This window comes from Ruminococcus sp. RTP21358st1_G6_RTP21358_211008 (assembly GCF_040908885.1).
Classification (GTDB): Bacteria; Bacillota; Clostridia; order Lachnospirales; family Lachnospiraceae; genus Blautia_A; species Blautia_A faecis.
The window spans coordinates 1-17392 of record NZ_JBDGDM010000070.1; the positions used below are offsets into that span (position 1 = coordinate 1).

Annotated in this window: 15 protein-coding genes and 1 pseudogene; 5 read left to right on the forward strand and 11 right to left on the reverse strand. The window is 40.9% G+C overall.

Annotation, left to right across the window (positions count from 1 at the left end; all coding sequences use genetic code 11):
• Positions 1-136: 136 nt before the first annotated feature.
• A complete protein-coding gene (locus AB5Z12_RS19150; protein ID WP_368357497.1) occupies positions 137-769 on the reverse strand; it encodes a DUF5052 family protein in 633 nt (210 codons plus the stop codon).
• A 964-nt stretch (positions 770-1733) separates the two neighbouring features.
• On the opposite strand from AB5Z12_RS19150, the gene AB5Z12_RS19155 reads away from it, so the two are divergent.
• On the forward strand, positions 1734-2726 hold the full coding sequence (locus AB5Z12_RS19155) for a type IV pilin protein (RefSeq protein ID WP_270413689.1): 993 nt from the start codon (positions 1734-1736) through the stop codon (positions 2724-2726).
• A gap of 182 nt (positions 2727-2908) precedes the next feature.
• Here AB5Z12_RS19155 and AB5Z12_RS19160 read toward each other — a convergent pair whose 3' ends face one another.
• The 5 genes from AB5Z12_RS19160 to AB5Z12_RS19180 form a co-directional block, all read right to left on the reverse strand.
• Positions 2909-3793: a Tfp pilus assembly protein FimT/FimU gene (locus AB5Z12_RS19160; protein ID WP_368357498.1), complete on the reverse strand. Its 885-nt coding sequence runs from the start codon at positions 3791-3793 to the stop codon at positions 2909-2911.
• 159 nt (positions 3794-3952) lie between these two features.
• Positions 3953-4468, reverse strand: a complete 516-nt coding sequence (locus tag AB5Z12_RS19165; RefSeq protein WP_148463597.1) for a hypothetical protein — start codon at positions 4466-4468, stop codon at positions 3953-3955.
• Positions 4469-4937: 469 nt separating this feature from the next.
• Positions 4938-7040 carry a hypothetical protein gene (locus tag AB5Z12_RS19170; RefSeq protein WP_368357499.1) on the reverse strand — a complete coding sequence of 701 codons (2103 nt, stop codon included), beginning with the start codon at positions 7038-7040 and terminating at the stop codon, positions 4938-4940.
• Complete coding sequence (locus AB5Z12_RS19175; protein ID WP_148463595.1) at positions 7037-7297, reverse strand: hypothetical protein; 261 nt, start codon at positions 7295-7297, stop codon at positions 7037-7039. Before AB5Z12_RS19175 ends, AB5Z12_RS19170 begins: the two co-directional genes overlap by 4 nt.
• 525 nt (positions 7298-7822) lie before the next feature.
• Positions 7823-8527, reverse strand: a complete 705-nt coding sequence (locus tag AB5Z12_RS19180) for a recombinase family protein (RefSeq protein WP_148463594.1) — start codon at positions 8525-8527, stop codon at positions 7823-7825.
• A 127-nt stretch (positions 8528-8654) separates the two neighbouring features.
• On the opposite strand from AB5Z12_RS19180, the gene AB5Z12_RS19185 reads away from it, so the two are divergent.
• The gene (locus tag AB5Z12_RS19185; RefSeq protein WP_202026096.1) at positions 8655-9866 is read left to right on the forward strand and encodes a hypothetical protein; all 1212 of its coding nucleotides are present in this window, start codon (positions 8655-8657) and stop codon (positions 9864-9866) included.
• A gap of 44 nt (positions 9867-9910) precedes the next feature.
• The gene (locus AB5Z12_RS19190) at positions 9911-10369 is read left to right on the forward strand and encodes a transposase (RefSeq protein WP_207728032.1); all 459 of its coding nucleotides are present in this window, start codon (positions 9911-9913) and stop codon (positions 10367-10369) included.
• A 290-nt stretch (positions 10370-10659) separates the two neighbouring features.
• On the opposite strand, the gene dprA is transcribed toward AB5Z12_RS19190, so the two are convergent.
• The 3 genes from dprA to AB5Z12_RS19205 all read right to left on the reverse strand — a co-directional run bounded on the left by dprA (position 10660) and on the right by AB5Z12_RS19205 (position 12593).
• Positions 10660-11385 (reverse strand): DNA-processing protein DprA, encoded by a 726-nt coding sequence (gene dprA / locus AB5Z12_RS19195; RefSeq protein ID WP_173735417.1) that lies wholly within the window; start codon positions 11383-11385, stop codon positions 10660-10662.
• Between the two features lie 13 nt (positions 11386-11398).
• Positions 11399-11725 carry a phosphoribosyltransferase gene (locus AB5Z12_RS19200; protein ID WP_173735418.1) on the reverse strand — a complete coding sequence of 109 codons (327 nt, stop codon included), beginning with the start codon at positions 11723-11725 and terminating at the stop codon, positions 11399-11401.
• A gap of 265 nt (positions 11726-11990) precedes the next feature.
• Positions 11991-12593 (reverse strand): GTP pyrophosphokinase family protein, encoded by a 603-nt coding sequence (locus AB5Z12_RS19205; RefSeq protein WP_148463591.1) that lies wholly within the window; start codon positions 12591-12593, stop codon positions 11991-11993.
• Positions 12594-12959: 366 nt separating this feature from the next.
• Here AB5Z12_RS19205 and AB5Z12_RS19210 point away from each other — a divergent pair.
• Positions 12960-13358, forward strand: a pseudogene (locus tag AB5Z12_RS19210) (glycosyltransferase family 2 protein); the annotation flags it as partial.
• A gap of 1722 nt (positions 13359-15080) precedes the next feature.
• Here the strand turns inward: AB5Z12_RS19210 and AB5Z12_RS19215 are convergent.
• On the reverse strand, positions 15081-15131 hold the full coding sequence (locus AB5Z12_RS19215; protein ID WP_368357500.1) for a DUF6783 domain-containing protein: 51 nt from the start codon (positions 15129-15131) through the stop codon (positions 15081-15083).
• A gap of 874 nt (positions 15132-16005) precedes the next feature.
• Complete coding sequence (locus AB5Z12_RS19220; protein ID WP_368072598.1) at positions 16006-16116, reverse strand: DUF6783 domain-containing protein; 111 nt, start codon at positions 16114-16116, stop codon at positions 16006-16008.
• Between the two features lie 38 nt (positions 16117-16154).
• Between AB5Z12_RS19220 and AB5Z12_RS19225 the strand changes: the two genes are divergently transcribed.
• On the forward strand, positions 16155-17294 hold the full coding sequence (locus AB5Z12_RS19225; protein ID WP_173773505.1) for a glycosyltransferase: 1140 nt from the start codon (positions 16155-16157) through the stop codon (positions 17292-17294).
• Positions 17295-17392 lie beyond the last annotated feature (98 nt).

The window sequence follows — 17392 nt, forward strand, 5'->3', positions numbered from 1 at the left end:
TCAATATAACAAGCCCCAGCAAAAAGCCGGGGCTAATACTTCAATTATTTTAGGACATTTTCAAAAACGCTTGACATCATTAAACATATGATTTTGTTTTTAAATCAGGAGTGGTACAAGCCACTCCTGCTACGCTTTAAAGAAGGTCTTTATCAATAATCTGGTAGTTAGCCCGGTGTATGTACAGTGCCTTCCCATCGACCATAAGCTTTGTCATTTTCGGCAGATCGTCCGGAATTTCCCAATAGACATTATCCCCGGAAAATGCGGCGATAGGTTGTCCAAGCTGGGATTTGATGACCACAACCCTGGATTTGCCGAAATCATTTTTATACCGATTCAAAACCCTCGCCAGAGCTGCATTATCCGTAATCCCGTTTCCGCCGCTACTGTTGACCTCGTCTAATGAAAAATCCACCTCCGGTTCCAGCCCATTCTGCACAAATACACAGGTATCTCCGCAGCTTTCGATTTCTTTTCCATCAATGGTAATGGTGATTACTGAAGACAGATCATAGCCGGTTACTGCTCTTCCATCGCTGTCATAGCTGACAGTTTCGATTTTATTTCCGGTAATGCTGATTTTCTTTCCAGAAGTTTTCAAGGTCTGATTCCCATAATTATCATAGGTATATACGATATAATTGTTTCCGATCAATGAGCCATGAATTTCATTAATAATGGAACCCAGCTTACTGCAGCCAGTCAGCGCGACTACCAGAATTGCGGACAAAAGGACTGCAAATATCCTCTTCTTTTTCTTTTGCATTTTTCTTCTCTCCATGTATTTTATGTTTGATATGCTTCCGCTATACTTGAATCAAAAGATAGTTACAGATTTATAGTAGCATGACAAATTACAGAATACAAGATGAATCACTATCCTGCATTTTAACAGCTCGCTGATAGTTACTGTTCACTGGTAACGTTCCGCGAGGCGTTTTTTGTGAACAAAGTTCACAGAAAACCCGAGAATTGCGGCGCGAAATCATGCGAATGCATGATTTCTGTGCATCGCGAAGCGCGTTACTGTGAACGGAGTGAACAGTAACAGCTGATACGGTCCGCCAAAATAAGTTTCTCACTCAAGGTCGCCATTTCATCTTGCCCTTCCTGTCGGCCTTCCTGTCTGCTAACTTGCAGCATCTCTTTGATCGCTTTACACATGTCAAATCCACCTCCTTTGGATTGTACTTCCTGTTTGACCAGCCTCTGCCGATATATAAAAGAGATCTCGCAGCGGTATGTTCGGCATATAGGTTGACTGGTGCTTCTTCTTTTGGAAAAAGTCAGAAAATACAAATCGCATTTAACATTCAACAACCAACAACTACATTCAGAACTCCTGCCTTTTCATTTTCAACGGATTTAAAAGCATAAATTTCTGGAATGTTATTAGATGAATCAGACAGAAGATATACTATGGGCAATATAAAAAATATGTTTTTATCATAAAAGTATTGCAATTCTTGGCTTGCAAGTACTTTATTTTGTTTTGTTCAAAAACATTAGAAAATATGAATTACTGTCTTTCAAGCACAGCTTGTACAAATAATTTTACATTAGTTGATATTTTGTTTTGGATAATTATTATCTTTTTGTTTGATTCGCAAATATTACGAAATTCACAGCTTATTTTGTCGAAAATGCAAATGGATTTCTAAAAAGCTATATGCTATCATTAAAAAGAAAAAATATGCTTTTAGCAACAAATACATAAAAAAGGGATGTTTATGAAAAGAAAATTGAAATCTGACAGAGGTTTTACGCTGGCAGAACTTTTGATTGTTGTGGCAATAATTGGCGTATTGGTTGCCATTGCCATTCCCATCTTTACAAGTCAACTTGAGAAAAGCCGTGAAGCAGTGGATCTTTCGGATGTCAGGTCGGCGTATGCGGAAGTGATGATGGCAGCGATTACGGGGGATACCAGTGCTACTTATACGAAAGACAGCGGACAGAAAATATACAAAGAAACGGATGGTACCTATTCTATTATGGTAACGCCTCTAAAGCAACAGAAAGATGACTGGCAAACACCGTTGCCGATTACCATCGGTGGAGTATCTTCGAATGCCGGAGACACATATTGGAAAGGTATTCCTGGACCAAAAGGATATTGTGAAATTACATATCATCCACTGACAAGTACAGGGAATGAATATGTTTCATTTTATTGGACTGGGGGAACGGATAATGGTAATAATCCAACTTTAACTCCTGTACCAACACAACCGATATTTCCTACAGAAACTCCAACTCCTACTATACCAGATAATACCATTACAGACGTTGATTCAGTTGTAAATAAATGGGGAAGTTATAATTGGCCAAGCGAACCTGCATCTGGAGCAGGAACAACAATAAAAATAGATTTAGATTATGGTCAACTTATTAGCTATCATGATAGTAATAACAATGTTAAATATTATGTCGTAGCCAATGAAAACGGATATAAAGGGCGAGAACTTGGATCATCTCAAGATCAGGGACATTACTATTGGACGCCTGATGGAGCAAACGGCGATTTAATAGCGATTACAAAAAATCCACCCCATACGTGGAAAAATGCAATAAACGGAGTTATATATAACTTGTCAAAAGGGGATATTTATATTGATCCACAGGGTTACACATATGTTTATAAGGCTACTAGTACAAATCAAAGCGTCCCTAATGGAGTTGGTAATTCTCAATGGGTAAAAGTATTAGATAATAAAAACTGAAAATGGAAGTAAAAAAATATCCTGTTCAAGTCCATTGTAATATTAAACTGCAATGGACTTGACAGGAGATCAGTTTTGTCACTTTCTTTTCCGTATTTCCAACATCATATTCCCTATGCCAAGCTCTTCTTCCTCTTTCCGGTTATGTTTGCAAATTTTAAACATCTGCTCAAACTGTGTTTTCAATTATTTACCTGTATAAAAGAGACTGACGTAATGCATACAGAATCTTTTCCCTCTTGACCTTTCGGAATTTCAAAAGAAATCCGAACATCATCATCGCGCCCTTCTTCGTGTGTATAATCAAATTCATATTTCCCCAATTTTTGAATATTTTGTTCGAGGTAGGTATTATTGCCATTTCTATTAGACAGTCTGACCTTTAGATTCGCGCCGCACTCTTCTATATTAACAACAAGTTTGTATTTTTTATTCGCCTGTAACATAATCGTTCCATCGCCACCCTGTTTTAGCACACTATCCTTATGAGAAAAAGGCGTTAGAATTGCCTTTCCATTCTCAAACTTCGCATTTATTACCTCCCAACCGGATGTGCTATCCCAGGAACTGCTATCTATCAGGATATTATTTTCCCCATTTGAGTCGCTATCACCATTTTGGCTTTCCCCCTCAAACTTAATGTAAACCGTTTCTGTATCAGCATGATATTCTACCCACGCCTGTGTCCCGGGAATTCCTTCAATAACAGAAAAATTTCCCAGACTATTGGGGATTGTCTCAGTTTGCCAGTCTGGCTGTTTTTGCCTAAGATTGATTTTTTCAAAATCTTTTCCATCTATATTTACATTTCCATCGACTGTAATTGCTTCAGCCATAACCTGTGCATACTGTACCCTTATATTTGCGGCATCGGTTGCTTCTCGGCTTTTTTCAAGCTGACTGGTAAATATGGGAATACCTATTGCCACCAATACTGCTATTATGGCAACAACAATGAGAAGCTCTGCCAGTGTAAAACCTTTTCTTTTTTTCTTCGTAGTTCCTTTGCTCCATAAACGAACATGTCTCCTATCGGTGACAGTACTGTATATGCCTGAATTAGTCAAATACAATTGCGATTCTTAGAATAGAGTAACATATAAGCTCGTGAAGTACAATGTAATAAATGAAAATACTGAGGTTGAACTATATTTACCCAAAGAATTGTAATTCTTCTGGAATTAAATTGGGTGGCTGCTATCAAAGGCTGCCACCCAATTTTACCCTTATGCAATTCCCAACTCCGCCATCAGTTTTTTTCGATACTTTTTATTATTACTTGCCTGCAATAAATCATTAATACGCCCAGCAGAGACTAACTTTTGAATTAATTCATTCATTCGTTCTTCTGTCTTACGTTCGCCCTCACGTCTGCCCTCACGAATACCTTCCTGTTTGCTGTCTCTCATCATATCATCAAACGCCTTGCACATATCAAATTCACCTCCCACCGTTTCAACATCTCTCTTTATAAGTTTCATGGCCCTAATTCCCGACATTACAGTAAGTAGGTCAAATGTGTCTTCTTCTAGTTTGGAGAAAACCTCTTCATTTGCCTTTACATACTCCCGTAAAGCCGTTTTGTCATTCGTTCTTTGCAAAAATCCACAAACCTGTTGTAAATCGGTCTGGAACCAGTGTATATTTTTGAAATAATACACTTCAAAAAGCAGCATTGGTGTCTCGAAAAATAATTTCTGCAGTTCTTCTGGAAAATCATTTGCTCCGGTCAGATCATCCATTTTAAAGGCTGCCTGCCATGAAAAACAATTCCATTCAGAAGATCAACTATCCGCCGTGGATCTTTAAAGTACTCAATTGATGTGGCGTTCTTTTCCCGCATGCACACTCCTTTCTTTGTATGAAAAAGTTATGTAAAGTCATGTGTACAATACAAGAACGAACATTTTGTACTATCATTAGTATATACATATATTTTGTATTTTTCAAGTATTAGTATACAAAAATATAACTTTACAACAACTATTTCATACCCACGCAAAATATTCATAACGAAATGGAATTACCTGACCGAATGGTCAGATTTAGATTTTTCTTTTGTAAAAGTAAATTAAGTATACGACTTAATGAAGGGCAATGTCAATCAGAAAAATTGAGGATTATGTATATGATTTTCGTAAGAATTGTGCAGAAAAGCAGGCCAGAAATGCCTTCTGGCCTGCCCGGTAAAAAGGATTATTTAAATTGAAATCACCCAAATTTCCTCATATTACTAAGGTCTGTCAAGTCGATCATCTGTGTTTCGCCGACTTCACCTGTTGGGCTCATCGGGCATACGGCGTAATTTCGTGTTTCGCTTCCTATCGTAAGTTTAGCCACATAATGCCAGCGAGACCATTCCTCAGTGCCTCTCTGATAATCACCATAACAATTGTGAATATCATCAAACCCACCGATTAACTTTGCAAATTCACAAAGGGCTGCCGGTGATGTGCAGGAATCCCAACGATAAGATACAAAAAATGGAGTATTAGGCTCTGCTGCCAGAGATACCAGATAATTTCCATGTACCGTTACATATTTGAAGCGACCTGGCTCTGTGAGATAATCACTTACAGCGTCCATTTTTTCAAATGGAGTCATACCGGAAGTTGTAACTTTATTGATAATGTCAGTCATCCATGCTTTCTCAGCCTGGTCATAATCCATAACATTTAAAGCCACTGTTTTTGCAACCGTATAACCAGACATGGAGTATTCCCGGAATTCGATATTGTAAGTTCCTGCTTTTTCAAAATATACATATCCGATATAACCGCCTTTTACTTTTTTCAGGGAAGTTGTCTCGGAATCGCCATTTTCATAAGGAATATCATCATATATGTGCGTTGTTCCACCTGAATACACATTTATCAAAGGGCTTTCTCCATCACAGATCAGTCTAAAAGAATTCAGATCCTGATTGTCTGTTTTTATAAAAAGAGGTTTGATACACTGTGTGTAAATATCTGCTTTCTGCTTGTCCAAACCATAAATTTCATAGGTATATTTAGCAGGTGTTGTGCCTTTCGTATCATATATTGGCAAATCTACTTTACGGATTTCGCTCCACGGTCCAACGACTTTTACATTATTGCGGATGGTGTAAGAACGTACTTTTGCATAATAACTGCGGCCTGAGTCTAAATAATAGAAACTCACACTTCCTATCCCGTCATCTTCACCGATTGTTCGCATATCCTGAACACTGTATGCAAACTTATCATTGTAAGAAAGATAACCTTCGTAACCAACATAAGGATCTGACTGGGAAAAAGTTCCCGGGCAGTTCAAATCCACCCATCCGTCACCATAATCTATTGACTTGATGGCTGGAACAGGAAGGGTGCTGTCAACTGTTTCAGATGTCACTACATAAGAAGTCTCAGTATGCGGATTGTATAGCTTCTGGGTAACTGAAACCGTGGAAGTAATTTTTTGTCCATAAATATCCGTGATGGTAATCACGCATTTCCCAGGCTCAAGCGTCGCAAATAAGTGGCTGTTTCCGCCTTCAGCTTCATCTGTGGAATATACAACAGCCGGATCAGAAATATTAATGTCTTTGATTCCATTTGAAGTTTCAATCTCATAATACCTTCCGCTTTCCAGGGTTATATTTGCTTTCCCCTCTTCGAGCGTTAATTTCGGAACCGGCTTAGGGGTAGGTGTTGTATTTGAAGTATTTTCTTTTGACTTTCCGCTTGTTTTGCAATGTTCTGTGGAAGACCATTTGGAATAATATTTCTTTCCTTTAATGGCCATGTAGGTACGGGCTTGCATATAATATGTAGTTCCGGCTTTCAGTCCATTGAGGGAAACGGTGTTGTTTTTGTTTCCTTTGACTGTTATGGTTTTCGCATTTTTTAATTTGGAATTTGTGGCATAGCGCAGCTGGTAACCGCTGGTCTGAGCGGTTTGCCTTTTTATTACCACACTGGCAGTCTTTTTTCCAACATAACCACCCATTACCTGGGTCTTTGGAGGCAAAATGGTAAACTGCTTTTTCACTTTGCCGGTATAAGCACCTTTTCCAATAATCTGAACCGTATAGGTGCCTACCTTTTTGCAGCCCTTGGAATACTTCAGAACATAGTTTTTCTTCTCTTTCAGGGCTTTGCCCTTATAGGTGACGCTTACCTTCGGGCGCTGGACTTTTTGATTGTAGGTGAGTTTGGTGGCTGATAATTTGATTTTGGTGTTTTTCACATTTACCTTTGCTGCAGCAAATACCTGGCTTGTACTGCACAGCAGAAGCAGGGAAATCATCAGGCAAAAACGAATCAGCCGGTGGAGGTGGTAATTCTTTTTCATAAATTTTTGCTCCTTCCTGCTAATTCCAAAACATGTTCTTTGCTAATTTTCAGTAAAGCCGCAATCTTTTCAATGCCCATTCCATCCTGAAGTAACGAATTGACAATTTCTTTTGTTTTCAATTCCTTTCCTTCCTGTATTCCCTCTTGTATTCCTTTTTGTATTCCTTTTTGTATTCCGCTTTGCTCACCAGCCTCAAACTCAGCTTTTCTCAGTTTACGTTCTTCCTCTTCTTTGTCATATTCAAATATACTCACTGCGATAACCTCCGCTCTATTTTTCCGAAGAAATTCTTCCAGAATTTCCTCCTGAATACATTCATCTACAGCTTTTTTTACAGCTGTTTCCAGTTGCATATATTTTGCATATTTACGAACCCGCGCTACATATATTGCATATTCCCTTAGTATCTGGCACTGTTCCATCAATTCCCTGTTACTGCCTTCATAGCATCCGGAATATCGTGACCTTGTAGTTTCTGTTTACCATAGGCTGGTCCTCCTTTTCTTTGCAGGAGTCAGAAAAGACAAGCTAAGCATACATACCTTTCATTCAGAACTCCTGCTCTTCTTCGTTAATGGGTAAAAAGCATGGATTTCTGATGTGTGATTAGATAAATCAGATGGCGGATATGCCTTGAACTATATGAGAAATATGCTTTTTATCATAATAACATTGAAGTTCTTGATTTACAAGTATTTTTCGAAAGTCTGCTAAATTCTTTTGCTTTCTTTCTTCACAGCCTATTCCCCTGGTAACGGGAATGATTTTTCAAACACGCTCTAATCCGTCACCAGCCTTACGCCATCCATAAACAAAATCTCACACCCCTTATCACCCCCAATTATAATTTCCCCGATCACCATTCTCGTATTCTTCGCCACCTGGAACCAGTCAGGATACTTTTCGGTCAGCTCTTTCATCTGTGCTGCGCGTAAGCGCTCCAGGGCATTTCCCTGAGCAATATCTTTCTCCCAACCTGACAGAAGATTTTCTCTCTGGGATACCAGCTGTGCCCAGGCAGCGCTTACGTATTCTTCCATCTTATGCCCCTCAACAGGCTTGGCTTTACAAAATCCACCCTTTTCTTTGCCGGAATTTATGCAACGCCACACACTTTTTCTACTCTTCTTCACCATCCTTCCGCCACAGCACCCACAAAAAATTTTTCCATAAAAAGGTTCCAGACTGCTGCTTCCCAATTCCCGGATCTGATGATTCCGTTTAAACTCTTTGATTCTGTTGATTTCCAGCTGTGCCGCGTCCCATATTTCCCGCTCTATGATTGCTTCATGATCATTTTCCACATAATACTGTGTCAGTTTTCCATCGTTCTTTTCCAGCTCTTTCGTAAGAAAATCCCGGATATAATACTTCTGCATAAGCAGATCTCCCTTGTACTTTTCATTTTGAAGGATGCGAACGACCGAAACCGCAGCCCAACGAGATTCGCCATGCACCACAGTTTTGCAGTAACATATGCTCACTTATCGCTTGAAAGCCTTTTGTTTCCTTGCTTTCAGGCTTTTTTTATTTTTAAATTTCGTCATATTTTACTAGCGTTTTGTATCGTTTTGTGGTGCAATAAATATTATACGAAACGGAGTGCTTGCTATGTACCTCAAAAAAACACCAAACCTGAATGGTCGGATTCGCCTTTCCATTGTTGACACCTATTACGATAAAGCTAAGAAATGCTCCCGCCAGAAAACAGTAGAATCTATTGGCCGGCTAGACGAATTAGAAAAAAAATATGATGACCCTATTGCTCACTTTCAAAAAAGAGTCGAGCCGCTAAAAGCTGAAAAAGCAGCCAGACAGGCTCCCATCCACTTTACTTTTTACGATTCTGATCGCCTTTGTTTAGGTGACAAGCTGAGAAAAAACTTTGGCTATGCTGCACTGAGCCAGATCTACCATGAGCTCGGTCTCCATACTTTCCTAACGAACCGGCAGCGCCGCTCAAAAGAACAGTATGATGCCAATACCATCATGAAGATGCTGGTCTATTCCAGACTTCTTTTCCCTGCTTCAAAGAAATCTTCCTATGATGATCGGGAACATTTCTTTGAGAAAACAGACTACTCTTTAGACGATGTTTACCGCTGTCTGTCTTTCCTTGACAAACATAAAGAAAACTTGCAGATCTGGCTAAATGACCATATCAAAGAGAATTATGGCAGGGATACCAGCCTCATCTATTATGATGTTACAAACTACTATTTTGAGACAGATGAGCAAACCGATTTTCTCCGTAAAGGAGTTTCAAAAGAACATCGTCCAAATCCAATTGTGCAGATGGGACTTTTCATGGATAATCAGGGAATTCCTATTACTTATGAACTTTTTCCCGGAAATACCAATGACTGTCTGACCTACAGACCTAACTTTGGACGCATCAAAAAGCAGTTTGATCTTGGCAGAGTCATTTCCGTTGCTGACAAAGGAATGACAACAGGTGATAACATCTGGTACACGATCAACACGCCCACTCATGACGGATATGTTTTCAGTATGTCCATCCGGGGCGCAGAAAAAAGCATCAAGGACTATGTTCTGGAACAGGAAGGTTATGAATGGCTTGGTACAGAATACAAGCGGAAATCCCGCAAGTCTCCAAGAACAATCCAAGTATCCTCTGTTTCGGGCAAAAAAATAAAAAAGCAGGTAAATGAGAAACAGGTTGTCTTCTGGAGTGAAAAATATGCCAAACGAGCAAAAGCAGAGCGTGAAGCTGCACTGACAAAAGCAAGAGACCTGGCAAAAAATCCAGGGAATTATATAAGAGCCACGTCTTATGGTGCTGCAAAATATGTCAAAAAATAGACTATGACAAAGAAACCGGAGAAATCCTTACCGCCTCTTCTGGGCTGGACATTGATGAGGACAAAATCCGGGAGGAAGAATCACTGGATGGTTACTACATGCTCTTAACCAGCGAAATGGAGACATCTGACGACGAGATTATCGATATGTACCGAGGTTTATGGAGAATTGAGGAATCTTTTAAAGTAACCAAAAGTGAACTGGAAGCCAGACCCGTGTATGTCTGGACAAAAGAACATATCGAAGCACATTTCCTTACCTGTTTTGTAGCTTTGACAATCGCTAGAATACTGGAAAATAAACTGGAGCGAAAATACAGCATCGGAACTATTTTGGAATCTCTGTCAAAAGCCAAATGCAGCCTAATCCAGCAAAACTATTATCTGTTTGATTATTACGATGAAGTTTTAAAAGATATCGAAAGAGTTACAGATATTGATTTTGGAAAACGTATCCGTACGCTAGGGGAAATAAAAAAAGTTTTAGCAAAGACCCAAAAATAGAAAAAACACCATGAAAATCTGACAAAGCAGAAAGCCCGCCAAGCCCTGTATTTACTGGGTTTGACGGGTGTTTTATATCCATTTAGCTGCAAAAGTCAGGGTCTTTCGCAACTGTTAGAATATGAAAAGAGTATGCGAACTACGGCATTTTTGCCATTTATTCCGTACAAAAAATAAGATAAAAAAGTAGAAATGATGTAGAATATTTTTCAATAAAATTTGTACTAAAACAGAACATAAAAATTCCCACGAGAAACAATGCTGCTTTTCTGTTTCTCGTGGGGAAATAGTTATACAAAATCAAAACTCAATTGCGTATATTCTTCTATATCTGCAATTTCACATAAATAGTTCTCTAAATCCTCATTGGTTTTAATCACTGCTGCCTGATATAAATTCTCCAAAACATTATTTCCTGTAGAATATTTCAACAAACCGTGATAATAACAAGCCAGGCGGCGATTCTGTTTTTTTGCATACTCTGCAGTATGCATAGTACCACTTTTTTCCATAGCTTCTACTACCAGAACCCCCTGAGACATGCCACTTTGAAGTCGGTCGCGCTGCACGAAACGATATTTCTCAGGTCTTGTTCCTTCGGGATATTCGCTAATAAGACATCCGCCCTGCTTTAAAACTTCTTCTGCAATCCATTGATTAGATTTCGGATATATTTCATTTATTCCGCAAGGAAGAACCACTGCGCATTTCCCCCCTGCTGCCAGAGCCCCCTTTAGAGCTTCTGCATCACAGCCAAGTGCAAGACCATTTACAAGATTAAAACCATTTTTGCCTATAATACTGCCCGCATTATAAGCCAACTTAGCACCTACAGCCGATATCTTACGTGATCCTACAACCGCAATACTTTTATGCTCATTCAAAATATCAATATTTCCTCTATAGTACAAAACCTCTGGCCGGTCTTTTATTTTTTTCAAATCATGTGGATAATTTGTTTCATCAACTCGACAGATTTTTATTTCCTGCCATAGTGTTGTTTTCTTTTCTTCCATAAGCTTTTCCATTTTATATTGCCTTACCCAATGCAAACATTTCTACATTAGCGGCTCCACGATTTAATAAAATTTCTTTGCAGACATACAGAGAGTTTCCAGTTGTAGTTACGTCATCCATCAATAATACAATGTCTGCGCTTATGTCTATATCCTCTACCGTATCAATAGACTGCATATGAACTGACAGATTCCTGCTTCCTCCTGTTGCAAGCTTGTTGATTGAATGGCTTCTTCTTAAAAAATATACTTTATTATCCCTTCCATTGGCAGCAAGCATTTCTCCTAGTTTTCCAATTCCGGATTCTCTTTTTTTCCGCATTACTGGAAGGTACCACACAAATAGTTACTCCGGGGCATATCTCACAATCCAGTAAATTGTAAAAATATTTAATCGCCGATGGTTTCTTATCCTTCAAATCCAATATTTTCCCGCTAAACACATCAAACAATGGATTCTTTATCTTTCGTTCTCTGTCCAGCCAATATTTATGATAGTTACTGTAAACTACAATTTCACCAGTTCCGTTCCATGCTTCATTTACAAACACCATGTTTATAGCCTCCTTCGAACAAATGTTTTCTTTATTTTATCAGATTGCTACTCACATTTCAACCGGATGATCATTATATTTCTCAAACTCCTTTTCCATCTTTTCCAGTATATTGGAGTATTGAAGGAGTTCGGCCACACGTTGTTCTTTGTTGTCGTATTGTTTCTTGTAGGAGACGCGGTGTTCCATGGCGGCCCAGAAGTCCATGGAGATGGTTCGCAGCTGGATTTCTACCGGATAGTATTCGTTTGCATCCAGACAGCAGACATTTACGCCGAGAATGACATGATGGCTGCGATAACCGTTGGGCTTGGGGTTCTCAATATAGTTTCTCTCACGGATGAAAATAAGGTCGGGCTGCTTCTTTAACATGTTTACCAGATTATTCACATCCCCAACAAAATAGCAGATAATACGCACCCCCGCAATATCCTGCAACTGATCCTTGGCATTTTCCAAGGTTGGCTCGAAGCCATGACGCACCAGTTTTTCCTCAATGCTGTCCTTCTTTTTGATCCGGTACTGTATGTTATGAACGGGTTTCCCCGTCTTTGTTTTATAAATAGAGTGGTTCAGCACTTCCAGACGTGTCAGCAATAGCTTCATCGCATCCTCATACGGCTGAATAAGCTCATAATACTCCTTGTCAGTCATAAGTAAAAACCCTCCTTCTCGTTTCCCATGGTACTATATAAATGTGTTCATTTGGTGAGAACGAAATAAACAGAAAATAAATGTTACTGTTCACTGGTAACGTTCCGCGAGGCGTTTTTTGTGAACAAAGTTCACAGAAAACCCGAGAATTGCGGCGCGAAATCATGCGAATGCATGATTTCTGTGCATCGCGAAGCGCGTTACTGTGAACGGAGTGAACAGTAACAAATAAATTACTGTTCACTCCCTTCCTTTTCCCCTTGAAATCCCCCTGTCGAACTGGTACTATTATAGGTAAAAGATTGACGAAATAACTGCAATTTTGACTTGAAATATCGGAATTAGGAATGGGGTAGAGAGTTTTTGATGAAGTCTTTTAAAGTCAGCATCATTTTACCGGTGTATAACGTGGAAAAATACCTGAGCGCGTGCCTGGACAGCTTATTGGCACAGACACTTGAGGAAATAGAGATCGTAGCTGTCAATGATGGCAGTACAGATGGAAGCCTGCAGATTCTGCAGGCTTATCAGTCGTTAAATCCGGAGAAGCTTTTTATATTTTCCACAGAGAACCACGGCGTCAGCAGGGCACGAAATTACGGTTTTGCCCATTCCCATGGAGAATATGTCTGGTTTGTAGACAGCGATGACTTCGTAGAGCCTGACGCCTGCAGACTTCTTTATGAAAAAGCTACCGCTGACGGAAACGACCTGGTTCTTTTCCGTTACTATAATGTAGACTCTGAGACCGGAGTCCGTAAGGAATACATTGCATCCTGCCATAATCAGAACTTCCGCGTTGCAGACAAGCCTTATGAATTACCTGCGATTTCTCCATACCCATGGATCAAGTTCATTCACAGAGATCTGTTTAACGGACTTTGTTTCCCGGAAGGAATCCGGTTTGAAGATCTTCCGGTGGCCTATCTTCTGGCTGTGAAAGCCCGTTCCATCGGATACGTGGATCAGTGCTTCTATAATTACAGAAAAAATGTAGGATTCCTCAGCCGTCTCACGCCTTCCACCCTTCACATCCGGAATGCCATTATTTTTATGAAGGAAGAAATGGAGAAGCTGGGGCTGTTTGAGCAATATCAGACAGAGCTGGATTTCATTGCTGTGCGCCATTTTTTCTACCGTTTCTGGAAGCTTCTCACCAACTATGAGACTGACCAGAAAGAACTGAAGCTGCAATTGATCAATGAGCTTTTCGATTATATGGAATCCAATATTCCAGACTGGGAGAACAATCATTATGTCCGATATTCACTTCCGCCACATATTGGGCGACTGCTCTGTCTTTATGGTTCCAGACAGGAAATGATCTCTTTCGTAGAAGCCTGCAACGGAATGACCGTACAGCAGCAGAAAGCCTGGATAAAGGATTACAAGCTTTCTCACAAAACATCTCCCAGCTATCAGCCTGCTGAGATGATCCACCGGGAAAAAACTTCCTCTCAGTTTTATGGCTTTGCCTATACCGGAAGCCTTGCTCCTGATCCGGAGCAGATTCTTCTGGAAGCCAGCCGTGGAAAAGAAATTCCTACCTGGATATTGAAATTGCTTGTGCATCTTCTGAGGAATTTTGGAGAACACCAGATCATTGTCTCCCTGACTCAGGAGAAGCATGCCTTGTTCCAGGCTCTTCTGAACCGCTATCTTTCCGACAGCACAGCTCTGTCTGAGAATATTACTCTGGTGTGCCCGGACAGCGAAGAATACGGCAAGGCACTTGCACTCTCCGGCTACGTGATCACAGACGGACCTTTGCCCTACTATTTCCGGAAGGAAGAGGGGCAGTTTGTGTTGCTTTACTGCGGACACAATCTGTATCCGGAAACCGTTCTGAACACACCGGATTCCACCGCTGATACAGGGCTTTGGCAGCATACTATGTTTATGGCAGACTGCCTGTATTTTAACAATGTACAGAACCGGGATATTTACCTGCAGGAATGTATGACAGCTAATATCTGCAAAACGCCTTACATTATCGGTTCTTCCACCCACATTCCGGTGATTCCCAATGAATCACACAGGGAAAAGCTCCGCCGCAGCTTGCAGATGGATTCCATGCAGACTATTTTGTATGCACCGCTGCTTCCAGGGTCCTATATTGCAGACACTGAGCAGGCATTCCGGAATTTCATGGCAGCCCTCTACATATTTGACTGTGAACTTTCCGATCATCAGGTTTTGTATCTGCATCTGGACCATGAAAGGGAAATTGATTTTTCTGAATTTAGACATATAAAAGAAATGCCAAAAGATTTCGATGTACCGGATTTCGCTGCGGCGTGTGATATTTTTATATCGGATTATCACAATGCACTTTCTGCCAGATTCACCACAGGCACACAGATTCTACGATTTCTGTGCGGTACATTTCTTCGACACGAAAATGCAACCAGTGACCATCAGACTGTACCAGCTGCTCCTGTCCTGCAGGAAACCACTTCCTGTCTGCCCGAGAGCTCTGGAGCCTGTTTAAAAAATCATTCCTGCAATCTGCACTCCACACTTTGCGATGTATTTCACCCGGAATATCCTGCATTTGATAATGTGCCGGAGTTAGTACGATATATCAGGCAGTTAGAACTGATTTCTGAGAAGATGCCCGCAAATGAAGCTTTGCATTTTGAACCTGTCGACCAGTTTACTTCCAATACAGGTCATGGGTTCGATTCCCAGGAATACGATTGGAATTCTTCGAAAAAAAGCTCTCTGCAAATGGAAAACAATCATGATTTACAGACCACAAAGAATTCCTCCGGAGAAGCCACTACTTTCGAGGAATCCCCACAATATCTTCTCACAGATATTGCAGATTCTCTCTTAAACGGACGACCGCTGCCCTATTATGCTCCAGCTTCTTCCGATGATGTACCGGCACCGCGCACACGCGTCCTGTTCTTTACAGGGCGGAAGCTTTCCCAGAATCTGGTTCGGGATTTTAATGCCCTGGCAGCACAGGCACCGGAAAAAGAATTCTGGCTTGCATACAATGATTTCCGCAATACAGACTCTGCCAAATATCTGGCACAGTTATCACCTGACTGTTCCAGCCTGCCATTGAAGCCGGATCCCGAGAAAGGTAACCGCTGGAAGCTGGCAAGTGTGCTCACCAGCCGGATGGGACTTTTCTCATTTTATCCCTTATCCCATATTTTGGACTTGGGGAAGGAAGAATATAAGAAGTGCATGGGAGAGACAAGATTCGATGAAGTCGTAATCACTTCCACAGATAGTATAAAAACGGTTGCTACGCTTCTGGCTGCTGCGCCAAAAGCGTCCTATACTTTTGACACCTTTAACCCAGAGCGCTACAGTACCTCAAGACCTTACAGGCACCAGATTGCATTTCTTTGCAGAATGTTAAAGGATACAGGAAGTCTGGAATTGCCTGCCGAGCTTACCGGATTGAAGCTGACGCAAAGCTCTGGCAAAAATAAAGATAAGGGAATGCTCTAGAGCGTGTTTGAAAAAGGCTTTCTGCAAGATGTACGTCACAATTTGTGGGAATGCTTTTTTATAACCCATTCCTTACGAAAGGATTTACCTATGAAATTAACCACTATCATCCCGGTTCACAATGCTGAGAAATACATCACAGCCACTTTGGACAGTGTATTGCAGCAGGATCTGGGAAATCCAGAGGAGCTGGAGGTGATCTGTGTGGATGACGCATCCACCGACGCTTCTGTTGCCCTCATAAAAGATTACCAGCAAAAAGACTCCCGCATCCGCCTTTTCCTCAACGAAAAGACCCGGTTTGCAGGAGCCTGTCGAAATAAGGGAATCGAAGAAGCCCATGGTGATTACCTTCACTTTCTTGATGCAGATGACCTTGTAGAAAAAGGTGCCTACCAGAAATACCTGTCCATTGCTGAACAGGCGGGTGCCGACATGGTAAAGGGCTGCGCCGTCTGCTTTGACAATGAGACCGGCGAGCTTTCCGATACCCCGCTTTTTGCACTGTCTGATGTGCCCGCTGAGTGCTTCGATAAGGTTCTGAATTTCCACCAGGCTCCCGAAATTTTCAGCCACATCAGTGTAGTTCCATGGAATGCCATTTACAAACGAAAATTCATTTTGGAAAAGGGGCTTCGCTTTAACAATCTGATCTGTGTCAACGACCGCTCCTTCTACAGCGAAGCCGTATTCACTGCCAACAGGATCTGGCTCACTCACGAGCAGATTGTCCGTTACCGTGTGAATAACAGCGCATCCCTTGTAGGAAACCGTGCCAGAAACTTCCATTGTGAATTTGATTCCTGGCAATTGATCATGAACCAATGTACCAAATACAATATTCAGGGCCGCGAGCTGGCCATCGTAATGGAGCGTGAGCTGATTGACATTTTTATCTGGTATCGCAAATACAAGAAAATTCCGGAAATTTCAGAAGAGATTACTGCGCAGACCCAGGCGTTTGCGCAGAAGCTTGATATTTCGCCTCTTGAAGCATTCCCGCCTTCTTTCAAGTGGTACTACGATTATCTCACTTTTCTTCCAGAATTTGAGAGCCTTACAAAAAATTATAACAATATTACCCAATTCAAAAAACAAGCCAGACTAATCATGCCCCAGTGCACCACCCCGGCTGACTTCCGCCACCGTATACAGGAAGCCCCCGCCACAGATAGTACCTCTAAACGGTCAGGTGTATTAAAAAAACTGCTCTCTCATTTTAAGCATTGACTCATCAGAAGCCACCAGTTCAGCTCAACATCATAAACTTAAGAAAAAAATGGAAAGGAATCTGTTCGCAGGTTCCTTTCATTGTGTTAAAATATAGG